The sequence below is a fragment of the Tolypothrix sp. PCC 7601 genome, assembly GCF_025677855.1.
Classification (GTDB): Bacteria; Cyanobacteriota; Cyanobacteriia; order Cyanobacteriales; family Nostocaceae; genus Aulosira; species Aulosira diplosiphon.
The window spans coordinates 4604309-4626525 of the sequence record NZ_CP064879.1; the positions used below are offsets into that span (position 1 = coordinate 4604309).

At 42.5% G+C, this 22217-nt stretch carries 21 protein-coding genes; 9 read left to right on the forward strand and 12 right to left on the reverse strand.

Features of this window, described 5'->3' with window-relative positions:
- Window positions 1-205 precede the first annotated feature (205 nt).
- Window positions 206-697 (reverse strand): crossover junction endodeoxyribonuclease RuvC, encoded by a 492-nt coding sequence (gene ruvC, locus HG267_RS18885; RefSeq protein WP_045867713.1) that lies wholly within the window; start codon window positions 695-697, stop codon window positions 206-208.
- A 171-nt stretch (window positions 698-868) separates the two neighbouring features.
- On the opposite strand from ruvC, the gene HG267_RS18890 reads away from it, so the two are divergent.
- A complete protein-coding gene (locus HG267_RS18890; RefSeq protein WP_045867712.1) occupies window positions 869-2239 on the forward strand; it encodes a uridine diphosphate-N-acetylglucosamine-binding protein YvcK in 1371 nt (456 codons plus the stop codon).
- The gene (tsaE, locus tag HG267_RS18895; RefSeq protein ID WP_228045500.1) at window positions 2229-2711 is read left to right on the forward strand and encodes a tRNA (adenosine(37)-N6)-threonylcarbamoyltransferase complex ATPase subunit type 1 TsaE; all 483 of its coding nucleotides are present in this window, start codon (window positions 2229-2231) and stop codon (window positions 2709-2711) included. The genes HG267_RS18890 and tsaE overlap by 11 nt, the downstream gene beginning before the upstream one ends.
- Before the next feature lie 80 nt (window positions 2712-2791).
- Here tsaE and HG267_RS18900 read toward each other — a convergent pair whose 3' ends face one another.
- Both HG267_RS18900 and HG267_RS18905 read right to left on the reverse strand, forming a co-directional pair.
- The gene (locus HG267_RS18900; protein WP_045867711.1) at window positions 2792-4636 is read right to left on the reverse strand and encodes a peptidoglycan D,D-transpeptidase FtsI family protein; all 1845 of its coding nucleotides are present in this window, start codon (window positions 4634-4636) and stop codon (window positions 2792-2794) included.
- A 327-nt stretch (window positions 4637-4963) separates the two neighbouring features.
- Entirely contained in the window at window positions 4964-5668 is a 705-nt protein-coding gene (locus HG267_RS18905) for a hypothetical protein (RefSeq protein ID WP_045867710.1), read from the reverse strand.
- A 518-nt stretch (window positions 5669-6186) separates the two neighbouring features.
- On the opposite strand from HG267_RS18905, the gene HG267_RS18910 reads away from it, so the two are divergent.
- The 3 genes from HG267_RS18910 to glgB all read left to right on the forward strand — a co-directional run bounded on the left by HG267_RS18910 (window position 6187) and on the right by glgB (window position 10233).
- Window positions 6187-6399: a hypothetical protein gene (locus tag HG267_RS18910; RefSeq protein ID WP_045867709.1), complete on the forward strand. Its 213-nt coding sequence runs from the start codon at window positions 6187-6189 to the stop codon at window positions 6397-6399.
- A 985-nt stretch (window positions 6400-7384) separates the two neighbouring features.
- Window positions 7385-7699 carry a hypothetical protein gene (locus tag HG267_RS18915; protein WP_045868804.1) on the forward strand — a complete coding sequence of 105 codons (315 nt, stop codon included), beginning with the start codon at window positions 7385-7387 and terminating at the stop codon, window positions 7697-7699.
- A 239-nt stretch (window positions 7700-7938) separates the two neighbouring features.
- Window positions 7939-10233 (forward strand): 1,4-alpha-glucan branching enzyme, encoded by a 2295-nt coding sequence (gene glgB / locus HG267_RS18920; RefSeq protein ID WP_071989332.1) that lies wholly within the window; start codon window positions 7939-7941, stop codon window positions 10231-10233.
- 168 nt (window positions 10234-10401) lie between these two features.
- Here the strand turns inward: glgB and HG267_RS18925 are convergent, their stop codons facing one another.
- The 3 genes from HG267_RS18925 to dnaK all read right to left on the reverse strand — a co-directional run bounded on the left by HG267_RS18925 (window position 10402) and on the right by dnaK (window position 14868).
- Window positions 10402-11664, reverse strand: a complete 1263-nt coding sequence (locus tag HG267_RS18925; RefSeq protein ID WP_045867707.1) for an HhoA/HhoB/HtrA family serine endopeptidase — start codon at window positions 11662-11664, stop codon at window positions 10402-10404.
- Between the two features lie 330 nt (window positions 11665-11994).
- A complete protein-coding gene (locus tag HG267_RS18930) occupies window positions 11995-12639 on the reverse strand; it encodes an acetoacetate decarboxylase family protein (protein ID WP_045867706.1) in 645 nt (214 codons plus the stop codon).
- Between the two features lie 318 nt (window positions 12640-12957).
- The gene (gene dnaK, locus HG267_RS18935) at window positions 12958-14868 is read right to left on the reverse strand and encodes a molecular chaperone DnaK (RefSeq protein ID WP_045867705.1); all 1911 of its coding nucleotides are present in this window, start codon (window positions 14866-14868) and stop codon (window positions 12958-12960) included.
- Window positions 14869-15373: 505 nt separating this feature from the next.
- Between dnaK and HG267_RS18940 the strand changes: the two genes are divergently transcribed.
- A complete protein-coding gene (locus tag HG267_RS18940) occupies window positions 15374-16333 on the forward strand; it encodes an aldo/keto reductase (protein WP_045867704.1) in 960 nt (319 codons plus the stop codon).
- A gap of 44 nt (window positions 16334-16377) precedes the next feature.
- On the opposite strand, the gene HG267_RS18945 is transcribed toward HG267_RS18940, so the two are convergent.
- Genes HG267_RS18945 through HG267_RS18960 form a run of 4 tightly spaced genes read right to left on the reverse strand, consistent with a single transcriptional unit; the run spans window position 16378 to window position 17007 of the window.
- Window positions 16378-16548, reverse strand: a complete 171-nt coding sequence (locus HG267_RS18945) for a hypothetical protein (RefSeq protein ID WP_155538922.1) — start codon at window positions 16546-16548, stop codon at window positions 16378-16380.
- A 4-nt stretch (window positions 16549-16552) separates the two neighbouring features.
- Entirely contained in the window at window positions 16553-16690 is a 138-nt protein-coding gene (locus HG267_RS18950; protein WP_155538920.1) for a hypothetical protein, read from the reverse strand.
- Between the two features lie 8 nt (window positions 16691-16698).
- Window positions 16699-16878, reverse strand: a complete 180-nt coding sequence (locus HG267_RS18955) for a hypothetical protein (protein WP_045867703.1) — start codon at window positions 16876-16878, stop codon at window positions 16699-16701.
- Window positions 16879-16881: 3 nt separating this feature from the next.
- Window positions 16882-17007: a hypothetical protein gene (locus HG267_RS18960; protein WP_255325130.1), complete on the reverse strand. Its 126-nt coding sequence runs from the start codon at window positions 17005-17007 to the stop codon at window positions 16882-16884.
- 77 nt (window positions 17008-17084) lie between these two features.
- On the opposite strand from HG267_RS18960, the gene HG267_RS18965 reads away from it, so the two are divergent.
- The 3 genes from HG267_RS18965 (at window position 17085) to HG267_RS18975 (ending at window position 18525) form a co-directional block, all read left to right on the forward strand.
- Window positions 17085-17282 (forward strand): ribbon-helix-helix domain-containing protein, encoded by a 198-nt coding sequence (locus HG267_RS18965; RefSeq protein WP_045867702.1) that lies wholly within the window; start codon window positions 17085-17087, stop codon window positions 17280-17282.
- A 282-nt stretch (window positions 17283-17564) separates the two neighbouring features.
- Window positions 17565-17840, forward strand: coding sequence for a hypothetical protein (locus tag HG267_RS18970; RefSeq protein ID WP_228045499.1), 276 nt, complete (start codon window positions 17565-17567; stop codon window positions 17838-17840).
- A 40-nt stretch (window positions 17841-17880) separates the two neighbouring features.
- A complete protein-coding gene (locus tag HG267_RS18975; protein ID WP_045867701.1) occupies window positions 17881-18525 on the forward strand; it encodes a Uma2 family endonuclease in 645 nt (214 codons plus the stop codon).
- Between the two features lie 481 nt (window positions 18526-19006).
- Here the strand turns inward: HG267_RS18975 and HG267_RS18980 are convergent, their stop codons facing one another.
- Entirely contained in the window at window positions 19007-20542 is a 1536-nt protein-coding gene (locus tag HG267_RS18980; protein WP_045867700.1) for a DEAD/DEAH box helicase, read from the reverse strand.
- Between the two features lie 100 nt (window positions 20543-20642).
- A complete protein-coding gene (gene rimO / locus HG267_RS18985) occupies window positions 20643-21962 on the reverse strand; it encodes a 30S ribosomal protein S12 methylthiotransferase RimO (protein WP_045867699.1) in 1320 nt (439 codons plus the stop codon).
- Between the last annotated feature and the right edge of the window lie 255 nt (window positions 21963-22217).

A 22217-nucleotide genomic window follows, 5' to 3' on the forward strand; every position in this document is an offset into this window, starting at 1 on the left:
TTGCATTTACAGTGGTTCACAATTGAGGATTAAAGCCTTAACTCTGAACTTATTCAGTTGTAAACAATAATAAAGTTGGAAACTAAAATTTATTTGTTAAATTCCTACTGAAAATTTAAAATTTTAAGTATAAGATTTTTACGTAAATATTGTGTTAGTTTACAATATACGAATTAGTTTCCAACTATATTATTTTTATACAAAGTTAAACTTGAAACCACGCGGTTAAGGCTACAGCTAGGGCATCTGAGGCATCGTCTGGCTTAGGTATATCCTCCAAATTTAACTCTCTTGCCACTGCCTCTTGCACTTCATACTTTTCAGCATTACCATATCCCGTTAACGCTAGTTTAATTTGGGCCGGGGTAAACTCTACATACGGGAGACGACGCTGTGCCAAAGCTAACATGATTACACCCCGTGCTTGTGCAACCAGAATAGTACTTGACATACGATAGAAGAATAACTTCTCGATCGCAACTAAGTCAGGTTGCAACTCTTCCATCAGGGTGTGCAAATCGTCAAATAAGGTACACAGCCGTTGTCCCATCTCCGCATTTGCGGGTGTACTGATTACGCCAAAATCAACCATCTGGACGGTTGTGTCTTGAATCTTGGCTTCATTTTTTTTGCAGTTAATTACCCCAAATCCTAAAATCGCTAATCCGGGATCTAATCCTAAAATCCGTTTTTCCATTAAATTCGCTTTTACTCAATAAACTGTGATCTGAGGGTAAATGCTGGCAACTTTGATGATTTACTCAAAGTCTATAGAGATGAAAATTTTTCATAAGTCTATACTTGGTATTTAAACCACTTAGTTACATTTTCTGTTAATTATTATTTGTCCCACTGCTCCCAACTAGCTATGTCAATCGGTTTTTTTAGACAAGCAATTAATTCTCTGCAACAGCAGTCACGCGGCCGCACTTCCCATCGCGTCAACCAATGGTTTAAGTGGTTATCCCCAGGTTTATCGGTTAAACGTTGGTTACTTATCAGTGTTGGAGGGGTATTGCTGGCGAGTTTGGGGTTAGCTATTTGGATTAAGCTGACCCCAATTTTTTGGACTATAGAGTTACTTAAGGGGTTTCTGAGCTTTCTTTCTGACCTCTTACCCAACTATATTAGTGGCCCTTTGGTACTACTGTGTGGCTTGCTATTGCTGCTTTGGGGACAAACCCGCACTGTCGGCTCAATTACTAAGGTATTAAGACCAGAAGGTGAAGAAGAATTAATTGATGTGCTGTTGGCACATCACCGCTTATACCGGGGGCCAAAAATGGTGGTAATTGGTGGTGGTACAGGTCTTTCTACTTTGCTACGGGGCTTAAAAACTTACAGCGCTAATATTACGGCCATTGTAACTGTTGCTGATGATGGTGGATCTTCTGGACGCTTGCGCCAAGAATTTGGCGTTCTACCACCAGGGGATATTCGCAACTGTTTAGCAGCGTTAGCAGATGAAGAAAAATTACTCACAGAATTATTTCAATATCGCTTTCGGGCTGGAGATGGTTTAAATGGCCATAGTTTTGGTAACTTATTTTTAACCGCAATGAGTGATATTACTGGGGATTTAGAACGGGCTGTGGCAGCTAGTTCTAAAGTCCTGGCAGTCAGAGGACAAGTTTTACCAGCTACTCTCAGTGATGTGCGTTTGTGGGCAGAATTAGCCGATGGTCGCCGTATTGAAGGGGAATCTAGCATTCCCAAGGCTGGGGGACGCATTGTGAAACTTGGCTGTATTCCAGCTAACCCGCCAGCCTTACCTGCCGCAATCCGAGCAATTAAAGAAGCCGACTATATTATTATTGGCCCGGGTAGCCTTTATACAAGCTTGATTCCGAATTTATTAGTACCAGAAATTGCAGATGCGATCGCACAAACAAATGCCCTCCGCATCTATGTCTGCAATATTATGACTCAACCTGGAGAAACTGAAGGCTATACTGTTTCTGACCATATCAGAGCTATTGATGCATCTACAGGAGGAAGACGGCTCTTCGATGCTGTGCTGGTACATAAAAAATCCCCCTCAGCTAAGTCACTCATTCGCTACGCTCAACAAAATTCCCATCCTGTCTTCCTTGATCGCGAAGCTGTTACCGAACTAGGACGTAGAATTGTCCCAGCTAACATTTTATTTGAAGATGAAACAGGTTGTGTGCGACACAATCCCCAGAAACTAGCACGAGTTTTATTGCGGTGGTACAGTGGAGCGCATCATGGCAGATAAAATCAAAATTATCCTGGCCAATGCAGAAGCAACCCGAAATTTGGGTATTGCTTTAGGACAATCTCTTCATGCTGGCAGTGTAATTTTACTAGAAGGTGATTTAGGCGCTGGCAAAACTACCTTAGTGCAAGGAATAGGCCAGGGTTTGGGAATTACTGAGTCTATTGTCAGTCCTACTTTTACAATTATTAATGAATATATAGAAGGACGGCTACCCCTTTATCACTTGGATCTCTATCGTTTAGAACCACAAGAAGTTGCCGCCTTAAACTTAGAAACATACTGGGAAGGCTTGGAGGTGACACCGGGAATTGTCGCCATTGAGTGGTCAGAAAGAATGCCTTACCAACCAGATAGTTATTTGAGCATTTATTTAACTTATGGCAATGAAGGCGATCGCCTTGCCGAAATTACTCCATATAATGTGGGGATCGGGGACTGGGGATTAGGGACTGGGGAAGCAGGGGGATAAGGAAGCAGGGGTGCAGAGGAAGTAGAGGAAGCAGAGCAGAAATTTCCATTACCCATTACCCATTACCCATTACCCCCCAATCAATTCCCCGTATCAGCTGGTACTGGATTCACTGGTGAACTTGGGGGAATTTGTTCAATGGGAATCAAGGCTTCCATGACAGCTTTGACAATTGGTGCTGCAACGGTGGAACCATAGGCATTTTCTCCTTTCGGTTCGTCTACCAAGGCTAAAACCACATAACGGGGAGCTTCTACAGGTAAAATTCCCACAAAACTCGTGATTCTTGCACCTACTTGGTAACCACCAGAAGCACTTGCTTTTTGGGCTGTACCTGTTTTACCTGCGATGCGATAGCCAGGAATTTGTGCTACTTTACCAGTCCCTTCCGAAACCACAGTTTCCATCATTTCTACTACCCGTTGGGTGGTTGCAGGTGAGAAAATTTGCCTTGGCATGGGACGATTTGGTAAATAATGCATCTGCCCTTTGCTATCAACTAGTCCTTTGACGACATGAGGCGTGACTAATTTACCGCCATTAGCTAAAGCACCATGCATTTGTACTAACTGTAATGGTGTTAAGGAAAAGCCTTGACCAAAGGAAGTGGTTGCAGGTTCAATGGGTGAAGAAATAAATTCTTCTTGGCTTTTCAGGCGACTACCAACTTCAAAAGGCAAATCTGTATCGACGCTTTGACCTAAACCCAAGCGTTCTAGCCAGTTGTAGTAAATATTGGGCTGTAATCTTTGGATAATTTGCACCATGCCAATATTGCTGGAATGTTGCAGAATTTGAGCAATATTAATCCTTCCGTAGCTTTTATTTTGAGCATTTTTAATAATGCGGTCAGCTACTTGAATCGATCCAGGATCGTTAAATGTATCGTCTGGTCTAATTACACCATTTTCGAGAGCGATCGCGACATTTAAGGGTTTAAAAGTTGAGCCTGGTTCGTATAGATCTGCTACTGTCCAGTTTTTAAACAGTGAAATATCGGCTTTAGAATATTGATTGGGATTATAGCTAGGTTGGGAAACCAAAGCTAATAGGGAACCATCGGCTGCATCCATGACAATTACCCCACCTCGTTTTGCACCAAACTTTTCCATCTGTTGTTTGAGTGCAGAACGAGCTGCCCTTTGCAGCCTACTATCTATAGTTAGTTGTAATTGCAAGTCATCAAAATGCAAAAATCCTTCTGGTGCATGATCTGGCATTAATGCACCATTTCCAGCGCGACTTAAGCGCACCGTTTGCACAGAACGTTCGAGTAACTTCTCCTGACTATATTCCACCCCTGCTTGACCACGACGGTCAAGATTAACATAGCCTACGATATCAGCAGCTAAATCTTCTTGCGGGTAAAATCTGGCGTATTTTTGCACAAATTCAAACCCATTTAAATTTAACCGCATAAAGCGATCGGCAAGTTCTTCGGGTAATGCCGGAACTAGTGTAATACCACTTTTTTTACTTTCAAATATTTTCACCAACTCAGCAGCATCTTTATTTAAGATCGGTGCCAGAAGCTGTGCTATTTCTTGATTAGGTTTATCAAATAACTTGGGATGAGCAAAGACAGTATATACAGGACGGTCAATTGCTAACAAATTATTATCACGATCTATAACTGGACGACGGGGCATAAAAGGTCGCAAATTCACCATTTGTTGCTTGCGCGCCTTTTCTGTGAGTTTTGCTCCGTTAACTATTTGTAGTTGATACAAATTAATTGCTAAACCTAACCCTGCAGCTATAAGTACACCCCATGCGATCAAGAGTCGCGTTCTCGTATTGGGTATTGGTTCTTGGCTGATAGGAGAAGGCTTTTCTAGTAACCCTCGTTGAGTACCCTTCCTCTGCCGGGTAAAATTGGCAGTCCGAAAATTTTGGAATTTACTTCTACTTGGTGACTTACGCATTTAGATTTATCCATGTCCTTTGCCATTAGTCATGAGCCACAAGTTTTACACCAATTCTCTCTAATAGAGCAACAGATTAAACCCCCCAAACCTAGTAGTACGCCAAGGCAACGCAAGCGGGGTAAAGGGGAAAGGTTTTTGTCCCTTACCCTTTTCCCTTTAACCTTTCCCCAACCTCCACCTAACATTTTTGGGTTGGCAGACTACTAGATTAAATCTGACTTTCATAATTACAAACTACGAATTACAAACTACGAGCTACAAATTACAAATTACGAATTGATATTAATCCTAATGACCAACGACTAATGACCATGACTTTTAAATTTAATATCCCAGCTGCGAGGAAGTTTGCGGCTGCGTTGGCAAATTAGGTGTGGTCTCAGTAGGTGTGGAATTAGGATTATTATTGGCAGGCGGCAAGAAAATTGTACGTGCTGGAGTTGGGGAGACAAATCCTGCTGTGGGTTGTTCTGCTTCTTGCGCCATTTTATTAGTTAAGGTGGCGTTAGTTGTCGTCAACTGCCGTTCATGGCGTTGTAGGCTTTGCAATCTCCGGTATCCCTGACTCCAAAGCTCTTGTGAATAAACTGTCCAACCATAAACCATTAGTGTTGTTGCTACTAACAAAAATGTCAGCACAGAGGAATAGCGATGTAATGTATAAAAGCGCAACAACCACACAGGTAAATTGCTAGAGTTGTTCATTCCCGGCAGCTTCAGGAAACCCAACCGGGAATTTTTATTTACAGTACTCGCAGTACTTAATTGCCCTTTGAGATTAGCAGTTTGTTGTTTCCCAGACGGCATGGTAGTTGGCATAACTAAGCCATTTGTGGAAGCAACAGATACATTTTTTGAGGAATGCCGTTGTCTTGTCGAGGGTACTGGTGAAGGTTCAACAGCAGGTTGAGACATTCTAGGCGCAGCTGAGGTTCGATATGCTGAACGCCTCTTCACTCCAGAAGGAGTAGAATTTCGTCGAAACCAATTACCCGTTGCAGAAACAGCTGATTTGCGAACAGCAGCCATAACTTTTTCTAGAGGTGAAAAAACTGTATTTTAGATTTGGTTGTCTGTTTTTGCTAAGGTTCCAATCTCCCTTATGCAATCAGCACAAATAACACCCTAAACCCTTTTCAGTGTTTTGACAGGTAGCTGCACCAAGGTTTGCATCACTTGAGTATTGCAATACTAGCAATCAGCGAACTGCACCAGGACAACTGAAACCTTTGGGCATCGCCTCTAAAGTATGGCAATGCTGGGCAGCAAGCGGCAAGTGTCTGCGACAACATCACAATTTTTGGTATGATATCTCGAATTGCTACATAATTATCCAAATCTGAGCTGGAGTGATGAAGTTATGTTCTTGCTTAGTTAAGAGAAACTAATTACCCAAGCCTGCTGATAATGTTACCCTCAAGAAAAAATCTTTGATTGTATTGCCTGCAAAATATGTACCTCAAAGGATTTTAAAAAAAAGCAACAAATAGGGTATCGTATTCATCAGGCGAAAATTTTATCTTGCCATAAATGGTGAACGAGGAGTTATGAAAACAAAAATCTTTGGTTTGGCTCTAATGTTAAGTCTGGCGGCATTTCTTGGTGCTTGTGAAGGTGGTGGCGGTGGTGGCGAAGGTGGTACCGGTGGTACTGCCACAACTAGTCCAGCAGCTACAGGCGAACCCACTGATTCTGGAACTGCAACCAAGGCCCCAACTACTGCAACTACTCCTGCAGCTACTCCAACTAAGACCCCCTAGTAGCTCGGTCTTACTCAAGCTCAAAGCAAGTTAGTAACTACGATGTTCACTGCATCGCTTGCGCTATGTAGTGGAGATTAATAACTAAGTAATCTCGTGTTGCTCAATGAAAACTTGAGTTAGCTCAAGTATTTGTTAACTAAATTACCAACATAGAGGGCATTGGTGAAGAGGTGTATTACTTTGAGCCAATGCCCTTCTATTCTATTATTTAGGTAATTCAGAGCTTTGATTATTAGAGTGGGCGCAATTTCTCTAGCCTGGATAGCGTTTACCTTGCACGAAATTGGAAATTCTCAATAAGCTAGCAGCTAGCTCCCCTATATTTATTCTGAATCCTGCAAGATAGAAGAAAATATATCATTCAATCCAATACCGTTGCCAATTTACGAGGGTGGGTTGATGATGCTTTCACTATTAACTCGCTGTTCTCTAATGTTTGGCAAAAACAATAAGTCCTAAAAATTCCTTCCAGGTTTCCCACAAGGATTTTTTTGGCGTATTGTCCCAGTATAAAGGGTTTGGGCTGACAACCTCCCTTGTAAGCTGAACGCTTATGTACAGGTCATTTTGTCATTTTTGCCAAAATTTTTTTACCCTCTTATTTTGGCAACGGTATTGTCAATCGTTGAGCATTATTTTCCAGTCCAACTTCCTCTCAACTATAAGTAAATTAAATATTCAAATTGCATTCAAAATTTGTCAAAAATATATAAATTGCTAGTAGTACGCCAAGGCCACTTGGAGGGGAAAAGGGGAAAGGTTTTTGTCCCTTACCCTTTCCCCTTTAACCTTTACCCAACCTCCACCTAATATTTTTGGGTTGGCAGACTACTAGATATCGCGCTCGATAGGGTTTGAAAATATCAAAGTAGATAGAATCAAGCAACCCTAATCTCAGTTACAGGATTTGATTGCCAAACCTAATGGGGATGGAATTAATTTCGTCTCTATTGTTTTTCCTCTAGTCCCGCTGCGAGGTTTTATGAAGCGGATCAAATTTTTCCTTTTGAGCATTAGCATCACCATTCTGGTGGGTTTTGGTAGTCATTGGGGGATAAAAGCAATGGCATTACCACCAGCAGAAGACATACCAGAAGAGATATTACGCACACAGATAATTGTAGAAGCGCGATCGCCTGTTGATGGTAAACCTCTAACTGCCGCCGAATACGCTCAATTGCAAGAGCAACTACAAGTCATCCCACCCCGACAGCTAGATCCCAAAATTCGGGATCAAATCTTCTTACTCAGAATACGTAAAGGCTTGCTCCAACTTTTCCCCTTTTTAGGGATTTAATAGGTTTGGTTTTCGGTGTTTGGTGTTTGGGGTTTGCCAAAAGTCAAAAGTTATTCAATTATTTTCCCTAGTCCCCAATCCCCAGTCCCCAATCTCCAGTCCCCAATCTCCCATTACCCATTACCCATTTCTGATGTACGATAACGGTGGCGACAAAATTGCAAATAAATGTAAAGAATATATATATATTTTACAAAAGCCTTTTTAGTCAATCACTTTATTTCAAGTAGGTAGCTTTAATGTCCATGACCACGATCGCTCCTGAACAGGTTAACCGCATCGTTTGGAATCAACATCAAGACCCCTTTGAAGTGCTGGGTTCTCATCTCATAGAGCAGAATGGAAAAAATGTCTGGGCGGTGCGAGCCTACTTACCAAATGCAAGTGCAGCTTGGGTTGTGATTCCACAGGAACGCAAAGAGTACCCAATGCAAACAGCCCACCATCCCAATTTTTTTGAATGCATTATTGAGACAGGAGAACTAGCAAATTACCAGTTACGGATAAAAGAAGGGGAACATGAGCGTGTCACCTACGATCCTTATGCTTTTAAATCTCCGCGCTTAACAGACTTTGATTTACATTTGTTTGGTGAAGGTAATCACCACCGAATTTATGAAAAGTTGGGAGCGCATGTCACAGAAGTAGATGGCGTAAAGGGTGTTTATTTTGCAGTTTGGGCACCCAATGCTCGTAACGTTTCTTTGTTGGGGGATTTTAATAACTGGGATGGACGCAAACACCAAATGCGAAAAGGCCCCACTGGCGTTTGGGAATTGTTTATTCCTGAATTAGGAGTGGGAGAACATTATAAATATGAAATCAAAAATTTTGAAGGTCACATTTACGAAAAATCCGATCCATACGGTTTCCAACAGGAACCTCGACCAAAAACTGCATCAATTGTTACTAACTTAGATAGTTACAATTGGAGCGATCGCGACTGGTTAGAAAAACGCCGACATACCGATCCTCTAACTCAGCCTGTGTCAGTTTATGAAGTTCATATAGGTTCTTGGTTACATGCTTCTAGTGCGGAACCTGCGAAATTACCCAATGGTGAAACCGAACCTGTAGTTATAGTTTCCGAACTTAAACCCGGCGCACGTTTCCTCACCTATCGCGAACTAGCCGAGAGACTTATTCCCTACGTTAAAGAACTCGGTTATACCCATGTAGAGCTTTTACCAATTGCAGAACATCCCTTTGATGGCTCTTGGGGTTATCAGGTGACTGGCTACTTTGCCCCCACCTCTCGGTTTGGTACTCCTGAAGATTTCATGTATTTTGTTGACCAATGTCATCAAAATGGCATTGGTGTGATTGTAGATTGGGTTCCCGGCCACTTCCCTAAAGATGGACATGGTTTAGCTTTCTTCGATGGTAGCCACCTTTACGAACACGCTGACCCCCGTAAAGGCGAACATAAAGAATGGGGAACGCTGGTATTTAATTATGCGCGCCATGAAGTGCGTAATTTCCTAGTTGCAAATGCCCTCTTCTGGTTTGACAAATATCACATTGATGGTATCCGCGTCGATGCTGTAGCTTCGATGCTTTACCTCGACTATTGCCGTAAACCAGGAGAATGGCTACCTAATCAGTACGGTGGTAGGGAAAATCTGGAAGCAGCCGATTTTCTGCGTCAGGTAAATTATCTAATTTTCAGCTATTTTCCTGGTGCACTGTCCATTGCTGAGGAATCCACTTCTTGGCCGATGGTATCTTGGCCTACCTACACAGGTGGTCTGGGCTTTAACTTAAAGTGGAACATGGGTTGGATGCATGATATGCTGGACTACTTCAGCATGGATCCTTGGTTCCGCCAGTTCCACCAAAACAACATCACTTTTAGTATGTGGTACAACCACAGCGAAAACTTCATGCTGGCTCTGTCCCACGATGAAATCGTGCATGGTAAGAGCAATATGATTGGCAAAATGCCAGGGGATACATGGCAGAAGTTAGCTAATATACGTTGTTTATTTAGTTATATGTTCGCTCACCCAGGTAAGAAAACCATGTTTATGAGCATGGAATTTGGGCAATGGAGCGAGTGGAATGTGTGGGGTGATTTAGAATGGCACTTGCTGCAATATGAGCCACACCAACAGTTAAAACAATTTTTCCAAGAGTTGAACCACCTCTACCGCAGCGAACCAACCTTATACACCCAAGATTTTGCCGAACCAGGTTTTGAGTGGATTGACTGTAGCGATAACCGTCATAGCGTGGTTTCCTTTATCCGTCGTGACAAAGATTCAGAAAATTTTGTGGTTGTGGTTTGTAATTTCACACCTCAACCCCATTCTCATTACCGTATAGGTGTACCAGAAAAGGGTTTTTATACCGAGTTATTTAATAGTGATTCCCGTCAATATGGCGGTAGTAACATGGGTAACTTAGGCGGTAAATGGACAGATGATTGGTCATTGCACAATCGTCCTTATTCCTTAGACTTGTGTTTACCACCTTTGGGAATATTAATTCTCAAGTTGGATAAGGAGAAGACAGCAGCCGCTTTGGGGTCTTAAGGTGTTGTCAAGAGTCAAGGGTCAAGGGTCAACAGTTGTTTGCATAGACTTTTGACTCTTGACTAAGTAAAAGTTATTGCATAGACACCGATCATATAAAAAAAGCGATCGCTCGTTTGCGATCGCTTTCCCTTAAATATCTGATTCTCGGATCATGCCAACTCAGTACTATTGCACTAAATTAGTTGGGAAAGCACCAGGCCGCACCGCAACACTGACATTTTGCCCATTGCGTCGCAACTCTAAGCGTACATCGCCACCAATTTCGCTATTATCTACAGCTTTTTGGATACTGCTAGCGTCTGTTACTGTTTGACCATTAAGCTTTTGGATAACGTCACCTGCACGAATTCCGGCTTTAGCTGCTGGTGAATTCGGCACGACTTTTACAACTAAAACACCTTTATCTTCTGCCACACTCAAACCACTATTAGGATCTGAGTTGATGTTTTGCTTTAATTCCGGTGTCAAACCCACCATTTGAATTCCCAAATATGGGTGTTGTGCTTTACCTGTAGCTATCAGTTGATTAGAAATACGTTGTGCTGTATTGATGGGGATAGAAAAGCCCAAGCCTTGCGCGCCTTGAATAATGGCGGTATTCATACCAATGACTTCACCACGGGAATTCAGCAAAGGCCCGCCAGAGTTACCAGGGTTAATTGCTGCGTCGGTTTGAATAAATTCAACTCGTTTATCAGACGCACCAATTTGATTGCCACTCCGTCCGGTAGCGCTGATAATCCCGGTTGTGACAGTATTATCTAACCCCAGAGGATTACCGATCGCGATCGCCCATTGTCCTGGTTGCAATTGGTCAGAGTTACCAAGGCTGACTGTTGGTAAATTATCTGCTTGAATTTTCACCACAGCAACATCTGTTAACTCGTCTTTGCCTAATACCTTACCTTGAAAACTGCGACCATCTTTGAGGATGACTGTCACAGTATCAGCACCGTCTACTACGTGGGCATTAGTTAAAATTCGACCATCTTTACCAATGATAAAGCCAGAACCAGTACCCCTTTGTACTTGGTTTCCTTGTGGTAGTTGAGAACCAAAGAAACGGCGGAAAAATGGATCGTTAAATTCTTCTGGTAACTGAGTTTTGACTGTGCGTGAAGAGTTAATTCGCACCACAGCCGGGCCTACTCTTTGCACTACCTCTGTGACAAAGTTGGGGTCTGTACCTGCTGTAATTGGAGGTGCAGCATTTACTGGACTAACTGCCAAATTCGATGCACTCTGAGATAGCTTTTGAGGGTGTCCAGCTAAATAGCCACCTGCCAATGTCATCCCAGATCCCAGCAGCACCAGCGAAAGAGAGGCAGCTGCCTTAGTCCAGGGTGCATGATTACGGTGTTTAGTACCAGATGTATTCGATGAATTACTATTTGAGAAATTGTCTCCGTCGCGTGGTTGGTTTTGCATTGCCGTCTGGAAGGATATTTAGATGTACTACTAATTATAGATATCGTTTTTGACGCTTTTGTTGCACGGATATTACTCTGGTGTGAAATAGTTCTTGATAGTAGAAATTATTTCCGTGTTTTTATGCCGTTGCTAGAACTAAATATTCACATTTAGCTTTAATTGCAACTCTAAACAGCGATCGCAGCGATAGTTAGATTTACTACTAATTATAAAAATTGTTTTTGACAGTTCTGTTGCAGAGGTATGGCGTTGATGTGAAACAACAGACTCATCAAACTGATATAGCTAAAACTACCTGGAAGTGCGATCGCTTTTCAGCAATTTTATCTATACAATTACTTCAACTTTGCGCTGTCCCACAACTTCTGGCGCACTTACTTTTAAGCTCATTTCTTGATAACTTGTAGTTAAAAATGGCTGACCTAAACCTATTCCCGCAAAAGGACTTTCTGGGGGAACCTCTAGCTTTGAACTAATCAAACCCAAGCGAGATTCCATTTCGGCTGAAAATACTAATAAATCAGCACCCATAGCACTGAAACTAGAAGCACCTAACCATTGTCGCCACGCCAAACTTTGTTGAGTGTAATCAATAGTACACAACTTGCGGTTTCCTTGGCGAACAGTTATATTTTTTTCTTGCCATTCAAAATCAGCTAATTCTTTTGGTAATCCCCAAATTTCCCGACCACCAGCCACGGAATCAACATGGTCTACATAAATATGGGAAATCCAACTGCCTATTTTACCCTGATAACTAACCACGGCAGGGACAATAATTAACTCGCTGTACTCCAGCACTGAGTTAGAACCGTAATAGGATAAATAGACACTAGCAACAGTTTTCCCTGGCCAGACAGAGATAATATCTAACTCTAAAGGAACTAAAGAACGCACTTGCTCAACATTCACTAAATGCAGAGTTTGCACAGCGTCGCCTTGCAGTATCCAAGGTGCTTGTGGATAGGACATAGTAATTCAAAATTCAAAATTCAAAATTAATTAGGGTGAAGGTAATACCATTTTGAAAAAAGAACGCGACAGATGAGTAGGGGCACGGCACCAGTAAGATATTTGATATGCTAAAAGATTGAGGATGCCGTGCCCTTACAAAGAATTCATCTGTCGCAAACATTATTTGAATTGGTATAATTTACCCCTTTATTAATAGGTAGCAATTTATTACATAAAAAAAATCCCCACCCAGGCTAATGCTTGAGTGGGTAAGAAGAGTTAAGGATGCAATGTCTACAACAGGCTATGCCTAGGCATCCTTAACCACCAGATTAATTACTTGCTTTCAGTGAAGTCAGCATCAATTACATCATCACCACCGCCGGAAGGAGGAGGAGTGGGGCCACCATCAGAAGGGCCAGGGCCACCAGGTGCTGCACCACCACCAGCTTGTTGATAGATGTTGCTACCAACTGCAAATAGTGCTTGTTGCAATTCTGGTGTCAGCTTCTTAATTTGCTCATCGTCTTCCTTAGCTACTGCTTCGCGCAGTTCTTTGACTAAACCTTCAACTTTGGTTTTGTCAGCTTCAGGAACTTTATCACCTAATTCTTGCAGTTGCTTCTCTGCTTGGTAAGCCAAGGAATCAGCTTGGTTCTTACGTTCAATCTTCTCACGACGTTCCTTGTCAGAAGAAGCGTTTTGTTCAGCTTCTCTCACCATCCGGTCAACATCAGATTTATCCAAAGTGGAAGCACCTGTAATGCTGATAGATTGTTCCTTGCCAGTACCTTTATCCTTAGCAGTTACGTTGAGGATACCGTTAGCGTCGATGTCAAAGATTACTTCAATTTGAGGTACACCACGTGGTGCTGAGGGAATACCATCAAGGCGGAAGGTTCCCAAACTCTTGTTGTCGTTAGCAAATTCCCGTTCACCTTGGAGAACGTGAATTTCTACATTGCTTTGACCATCCACTGCTGTGGAGAATACTTCCGATTTCTTGGTGGGAATTGTAGTGTTGCGAGGAATAATCTTGGTCATCACACCACCCAAGGTTTCAACACCTAAAGATAGTGGTGTTACGTCTAACAACAAGATACCAGTAACATCACCAGCTAGTACCCCTGCTTGAATTGCTGCACCAACAGCTACCACTTCATCAGGGTTCACAGTTTGGTTAGGATCTTTACCTAACAACCGCTTCACCAACTCTTGGACTGCAGGAATCCGGGTAGAACCACCAACCAAGACAACTTCATCGATATTGTCTTTAGTTAATTTGGCATCTCTAAGCGCATTTTCTACAGGGATGCGGGAACGGTCGATTAAGTCAGAACAAAGTTCTTCAAATTTAGCGCGGGTGAGGGTTGTATCCAGGTGCTTTGGCCCATCCTGGGTAGCAGTGATAAAGGGTAGGTTAATTTCTGCTTGAGTAACGCTAGAAAGCTCAATCTTGGCTTTTTCTGCGGCTTCGGTCAAACGTTGTAAGGCTTGTCTATCTTTGCGGAGATCAATGCCTTCGTCTTTTTTAAACTGTTCAGCTAAGAAATCAACAATTTTCTTATCGAAGTCGTCACCACCTAAGTGGGTGTCACCAGAAGTAGCTAGTACTTCAAATACGCCATCACCAACTTCTAGTACAGATACGTCGAATGTACCACCACCAAGGTCAAATACCAGGATAGTTTCGTTACTCTTCTTATCAAATCCGTATGCTAGAGATGCAGCAGTCGGCTCGTTGATAATCCGCAATACTTCAATACCAGCAATTTTACCAGCGTCTTTGGTCGCTTGACGTTGGGAGTCGTTAAAGTAAGCAGGTACGGTAATTACAGCTTGAGTAACTGTTTCACCAAGATATTTGCTAGCGTCTTCAACTAATTTACGTAGAACTTTCGCAGAAATTTCTTCAGGAGCAAATTGCTTACCAGCACCAGGAGAATCTAGTTTAACGTTACCGCTACTGCTTAATACCTTATAGGAGACTTCTGTAGCTTCGTTTGTAACTTCATCAAAGCGGCGACCAATAAAGCGCTTCACTGAATAAAAAGTATTTTCTGGGTTCATCACCGCTTGGCGTTTGGCAATTTGCCCTACCAAATTATCGCCATTTTTTGCAAATGCTACAACCGATGGTGTTGTCCGAAAACCCTCTGCATTAGCAATAACCGTGGGTTTACCACCTTCCATGACTGCGACGCAGGAGTTCGTTGTACCTAAGTCAATTCCAACTACTTTTGCCATTTTAAGCGCTGGCTCCGTATAACTACAAATGAATGGGATTATTAAGGACTAAATTTTTGAACCAACTGTGCTGAGAGAAGCAGCCAGTTCAGCATGAATACCTTTGGTTTGGTTTTCGGAGTTAAGACCCCATAATATGCTGATATATATACTGAGCTTATATAGCCAGTCCATTAAGGGGGGTTTCCCGAACCTTTATTGGGACGGTTAAATTTAAGGATCTATTTAGTTGGCTCATGAATTGATTTGCTTTCACTGTGTACTAATGTATGAGAATTAATACTTTCAGGAATTGGGGTGAACCGTAACACCAGAGTGGGGTTTGCCGTCTTTATAATGGACTACATGGCATTTTGTGTTTGGTCATTGGTCATTTGTTATTGGTCATTGGGTGTTTGTTATCTCTCCCTCATCTTCCTCATCTCCCCTATCCCCATCCGTCGATTGATTACGCTCTGAGTAAGTGACGCTAGACTAAAAATGTAAATAAATGTAACAAAACTAAATGTTTACAAACACGGAAACCATCACATTGGGGAAAAATGGCCCGGTTGTTACACCTCTTTGCCTTGGAACTTGGGCATGGGGTGATAAACTTTTTTGGAATTATGGGGATGGCTACGGGCCAGAACAATTAAAAGAAGCATTTACAGCTGCCCTAGAAGCTGGCGTGACTTTCTTTGACACAGCAGAAGTCTACGGATTGGGAATCAGCGAAACTCTGCTGGGGCAATTTTTGCAAGAAACTCAGCAACCTGTGCAAATTGCTACAAAATTTGGGCCTCTACCTTGGCGCTTTACAGGACAATCTGTCTCTGATGCCTTAACGGAGAGTCTGAAGCGCCTACAATTAGAGCGAATTGAACTTTATCAAGTGCATTGGCCATTTACCTTCTTTTTAAGCCAAGAAACACTGATGAACGCCCTCGCTGATGAAGTGCAGCGGGGTAGAATTGGCGCAATTGGTGTAAGTAATTATTCCGCAACGCAAATGCGAGAAGCACAGCAAATTTTAGCGGCTAGAGGAGTACCTTTAGCAGTTAACCAAGTCCGCTACTCTTTGCTATCTCGTCAAATTGAAAGCCAAGGTATTCTTTCCACAGCGCGTGAATTAGGTGTGACAATTTTGGCTTATAGTCCTTTAGCCCAGGGATTGCTCACAGGTAAATACACAGCCAATAGTGGTGAAACCCCTACAGGTGCGAGAAAATTAGACTCACGATTTAGTAAAGAAGGGCTACAAAAAATTTCACCTGTGATTTCTTTACTACAAGAATTTGGAGAAAAATATGAGCGTACTCCTGCTCAAGTTGCGCTGAATTGGTTAATTGCTCAAGGTAATGTGATTCCTATCGCTGGAGTAAAAACAGCGCAACAAGTCAAACAAAATGCAGGCGCTTTAGGCTGGAGACTGAGTGATGATGAAGTGAACGAATTAGAAAGAGTTAGTCGCCCTTGGTTGTAGAATCTTTTTGACAAATAGCTAAGTTTGAGTTGCAATTTCCATTCTCAACTCAAAATTTTTACAGGGTCAATCTCTTCTGCCAGTTCTTCATACTCGCGGATTACTTGCTGCGGAGTTCCCAAAGCAACATATTGAGCGCTTCTGATGAGTCGTTGATTCTGGGAAGCGATCAATTGCAAGTACTGCTCATGGTGTTTTTTAATAGTGAGTCTCATGGTTTTATTCCAGGTTGGAAACCTCTTGAGCTTGTACACCTAAATCTTGCATTTCAGAGTTGAATTGTTCTGCAAAGCCAGCTTTAATTTCCTTGCTTACCTTGGCGGCTAAAGACGCGCCTAATATACGCCAGATCTGCATTCTGGCGTTTAAATTCTGTTTGGCTTGAGTAAAATTCTCAACGTTTTGGCATCGCTTTGACGTGCCATTTGATTATTTTTATTGAAAGCGGCGGGAAACTCCATCCCCTTGTGGGTGGAGAGGGATAGCCGCCCCGCCGCTTGGGGCATTGGGCATTGGGCATTGGTATGTTCTTTCCCATGCCCCATCCCCTATTCCCCATGCCCAAAAACTCCATCCCCTTGTGGGTGGAGTTTTTCATTAACAGTTACTAAGTAGGTTAGTGAAGAAGTTGTTGCGGTTCGATTCGATGTGATATCTGTGTCAATATGTGTCATGATAACTCTAGTTATGCGTCTAACGCAAGATGTGTTAAACAATTTTGAAATCACAAAGCGTATCATGAGGTAGAGAGATGAACACAGATAACACTATGAGCGGAAGGATTAATGTAGTGCTGCCCGATGAGGTTTATGAAACTGTCAAAAACTTGGCAGGGACAGAAAGGCGCTCTCAGAGCCAAATGGCAGCAATTTTAATTGAGGAAGCCCTGGAGTCAAGGAAGTTACTGCAAAAATCCCCTTCACCTGATCAAGGTAAGGGGGCTGCATAACTGAATCACCCAAGCCCGAAACGCTGGAGGCGGTCAAAAGCTTTGCAACTGCTATTAACACCTTTGCTTGGAATGCCGACTATATAAACTTCTGCGAAGTTCTTGGTTTTACACCAGATAGCTATGCAGAAGAAAAATATCAGCAGTTTCGAGAACTGGTAAGCTACTTAGACTGCTTTGACCATAAATCATTAGCCAAAATGATTGAGGCGGACAAATGACGGACATACCAGGAAATTCTAATGGGAGCAACCGAGCCGACTAGACCGTATAGAAGCGATTTTGGCTACTTTGGCTACTCAGCAAGCTTTCAACACCCAAGCGATCGCTAACACACAACAGGAAATAGACCAATTAGCTAGAAGACAAGACAATACTAGACAGTTACTAGATGACCTGATTTCAACAGCTAATGGTGTATTTGCTAGGGACACAATTTTAAACGATGTGCTGATGGAATTACAGGACACTCAAGAAGCTCATCAACGCAATTTTGAGGAGCATCAAAAACTACCAATGCTGCTCTACAAAGCCTTGAGGGGATATTGCTGCAACTGATTAGAAATTTTCCGTGAAGCGATATAGAAGGTAACAATTTATGACTCAAGCCATACCCAAACTAGTAACCTTTGAAGATTTTGCAGCTTGGCGGCCCGAGGGTGGAAGATACGAATTACATGATGGCGTGATTGTTGAAATGGCGCAACCAGTCGGAGACCATGAAGATATTATTGGTTTTTTGGCACTAGAAATATCTTTTGATATCAAGCGCCTAAATTCACCTTATTACATCCCAAAAACTGTATTAGTCAAGTCACTTGAAGGTGAATCGGCTTATTCACCAGACATATTAATAATCAATCGACCAAATTTAGTGAATGAGCCTTTATGGAAAAAGGAATCGACTGTATCTCAAGCTGCATCTATTCCATTGGTTGTTGAAGTTGTTAGTACTAATTGGCGGGATGATTACTACAAAAAATTAGCTGATTATGAAGCTATAGGTATTCCTGAATATTGGATTATAGATTACGCAGCTTGTGGCGCTAGAAAGTTTATTGGCAATCCTAAACTGCCTACTATATCCATTTATCAATTAATCGATGGTGAATACCAAGTTACTCAATTTAGAGGCAGCGATGCCTGCGGCAACCCCTGCGGGGAACGCATCATCTCGCCCACTTTCCCGGAATTGAATTTAACCGCCGAACAGATTTTTCAAGCTGGAGGTGTGCAAACCTAGGTGCGACCGCGCACTCAGGGTGAACAGCATAGGCAAAGGAAAATACGAGCAAGTAATAAAATCACCTGACTTTTTAAAGAGTAATAATAATTCTCTAAAATTCGGCTGCACATAATTTTTTTAATTCAGCAGTTGTAGGGGCGCAAAGCTTTGCGTCCCTACTTTATATATTCGTCTCATTTGGTTTTTTAACTGGTATTACAATGCCGATTCATAAATAAAACACGGGAAATTTTTGTAGGGTGGGCATTTACAAATATCTGATTTGCAACTTCATCATGAAGGTTGCCCAGCCTACGATTTACCCAAAATCTTCAGTAATACCAATGCTCTAAACCTGAAAGACTTACTATCAGGTTATAGCTAATCCATCTTTGATGATGTTCTGAACAAATCATCAACAAGTTCAAAGTCAAAAGTCAAAACTGTGAAGTACACACCGCCAAACAATAATTATCACTATTGACTCTTGACTGTTGACTTATGAAGCAGATTCTCTAGCTGCAGATGAACCTAGCTTGTGATTAACTGGGGAAGCATCACGACGGCCTGCGCGCAATTTTGGCTTGGGAGTAGAACGTCTTTCGTCTTCGCCAATGTTATCTGATTTGCTCCAATTGGAACGGGAACGCTCGCCAGAACCATCACGACGCTGTTTTACCAACTTGGGTTTAGGAGTTGGGAGGTTGTCTTCTTGGGGAATTTCAATGTCTGAACTTAACCAAGCTGGACGAGTTTGATCGTAAGCAATTTGCAATGCTGCAGCTGCGATCGCTTGAGCATCGTATTTTTCGATCAGTTCGCTGACTATGGGCAAGAATGAAGCTAGGCGTTCGCCAGCTAAAGCTTCTCTAACTTGCTCTTGTAGTTTATTGATGTGCCGCGCTTCAATTTGTGCCCTGGTGGGGATTGAAAGCAATTGCCAACTTTGACGGTTATGGCGTTCAAAGACTTGCTGCTTGCGGCGCTCAAATGGTTGTACTAGTGAAATGGCTGTTCCTTCTTTACCAGCACGACCAGTACGACCAATACGGTGGACGTAGGTTTCTACGCTATCGGGTAAGTCGTAGTTGATCACATGAGATAGTTGATCTACATCTAACCCCCGAGCTGCAATATCGGTTGCTACTACCCAGCGGACTTGGCGATTGCGGAAGCGGCTGAGTAAGCGTTCTCTCGCTTGTTGAGATAAATCACCGTGGTATTCATCGACACTGTGACCTGCTGCTTGCAGCTGACTGGTAAGTTCGGCTGCGGTGCGTCTGGTACGGACAAAGATCAATGCTGATTCTGGATCTTCCATTTCCAGAATTGGCTGTAAAGCTTTGGCTTTTGTCCAGTGGCGAGGAATTAGGTAAGCTACCTGATTAATTTTGGTGGGAGCAGCTTTTGGCTGTTCGACGGTAACTGTCGCAGGCGATCGCAAAAATTTGTTGACCAATTGCCGAATTGATGGCGGCATAGTCGCTGAGAATAGGGCTGTTTGCCGTTCTTCTGGCGCTTGGGACAAGATTTTAATTACGTCATCGATAAAGCCCATGCTCAACATTTCATCGGCTTCATCCAACACAAACCACTTCACTTGATCGAGCTTCAAACAACCACGATCTAGCAAGTCAATTACTCGTCCGGGAGTACCCACAACCATGTGGACACCACGTCGCAGTTGTAAAATTTGGCGATCAATTGATTGACCACCGTAGATTGCTAATACCCGCAATCCTTCATCACCAATAAATTGGGCGATCGCATCGTGAACTTGCATGGCTAATTCACGAGTTGGTGTTAACACCAGTGCTTGCACGGCTCTTTGATTCACATCTAGCCGTTCTAGAATTGGCAATGAAAAAGCTGCGGTTTTACCAGTTCCGGTTTGAGATTGTCCAACCACATCGCGTCCAGCTAGCAGTTGGGGAATTGCTTGAGTTTGAATATTGGTTGGTGTGGTGAAACCAATTTTTTCTAGTTGTTCAACACGTTCTTGTGAAATGCCTAGTTCTTGAAACGAAAGATTCATTAACTCTCCTAGATTTTATTTTTGATTTTTTGGGATTTAGTCATTGGTCTTTAGTCATTGGTCTTGAGTTATTGACAAATGACAAAGGACAAATGACAAATTAGCTCTTGACAATTTGACCGTAGAGGTCGTATGTATCCGCACTTTGGATCTCTACTGGCACGATTGTTCCTAACTTCGCTTGGCCAACGACATAGATTTGTCCATCAATCTCTGGGGCAAATCGCCCAGAACGACCAATTAATTCTCCAGTTTCCGGATTTTCTTGCTCAATCAGGACATCAACAATTTTGCCTACTTCCTGTTGATTCTTCTGCCAAGCAATCGGCTGTTGGAGTTCCATGAGGCGGTTTCGGCGATCGTCCATCACTTCTTGAGGTAACTGATTTGGCAGCTTGTAGGCTGGGGTTTCTTCTTCGGGAGAAAAAGTAAACACGCCTACATGGTCAAATTCATGTCGCTGGACAAACTGAAGTAAATGCTCAAAATGCTCTTCTGTCTCTCCAGGGAAACCAACAATAAATGTTGTCCTTAGTACCGCTGATGGTAGCTCTTTTTTAATGCGTTCAATAATCCCATCGTTGACTCGCCCTTGCCAGGGACGGTTCATGGCGCGGAGAATGTCAGGATGAGAATGTTGTAAAGGCAAATCTAAGTAAGGTAAAACATTTGGTGTTTCTTGGATCGCTGCTATGACATCTGGTGTCAACCCCGTGGGATAAGCATAATGCATTCTGATCCACGGTACATCTACTTCTCCCAAGGCGCGCAATAATTCGGCTAACTTGGGCTTGCCGTAAATATCCAAACCATAATTAGTAGTGATTTGGGAAATCAGAATAATTTCTTGTACCCCTTGACTAGCTAACTGCTGGGCTTCAGCAACAATGGATTCAATCGTCCGCGATCGCTGGTTTCCTCTCAAAAAAGGAATAATACAAAACGCACAACGATAATCACATCCTTCGGCCACTCGCAGATAAGCTACGCCTTCGGTTGTAGTGCGGTAGCGCGGTGTAGTTTCATCGGCAATATAGGTTGGTTCAATACTAACCTGCTTTACCCGTTCTCCTTGTTCTACCCGCTCAATTACATTTACAATTTTGTGATAATCGCCTGTACCTACTACGGCCACGGCTTCTGGTAACTCTTCCAATAATTGTTCTTGGAAGTGCTGGGCCATACAGCCTGTGATCACGATTTTTTTGTTCGCCTCTGCCAACTCTACCAAAGTTTTAACAGATTCTGCTCGGGCTGCTTCAATAAAACTACAGGTATTGACAATAACGTAATCGGCTAATTCTTCATTACTATCTACGCCATAGCCTGCTTTGACCAGCAGCCCTAGCATATGTTCTGTATCAACTCTATTTTTCTCGCAGCCTAGGTGAGAAATTGCAATTGTTGGCTTGTCACCCATATTTTGAAAAAATTTTCACTTTTTTTCTTGTCTTCAAACACAGTCGAGCGTTTGCGACGCTCTTGTTTTTTCTGCACCCCGAAGTGACAGTACTAAAGTGGAAGGTTAGCATTGCCTGTCCCCGTCCGCAAACCTATGACCCGTATCAATGTTTAGGTCATGTTATGATGCTTTTATTAATCTGTTTTCCCAGGGTAAGACTCAGTGTCTTAGAATTCCTTTGACACCTGTTATGTTTTTTAACAATTCGCCTAT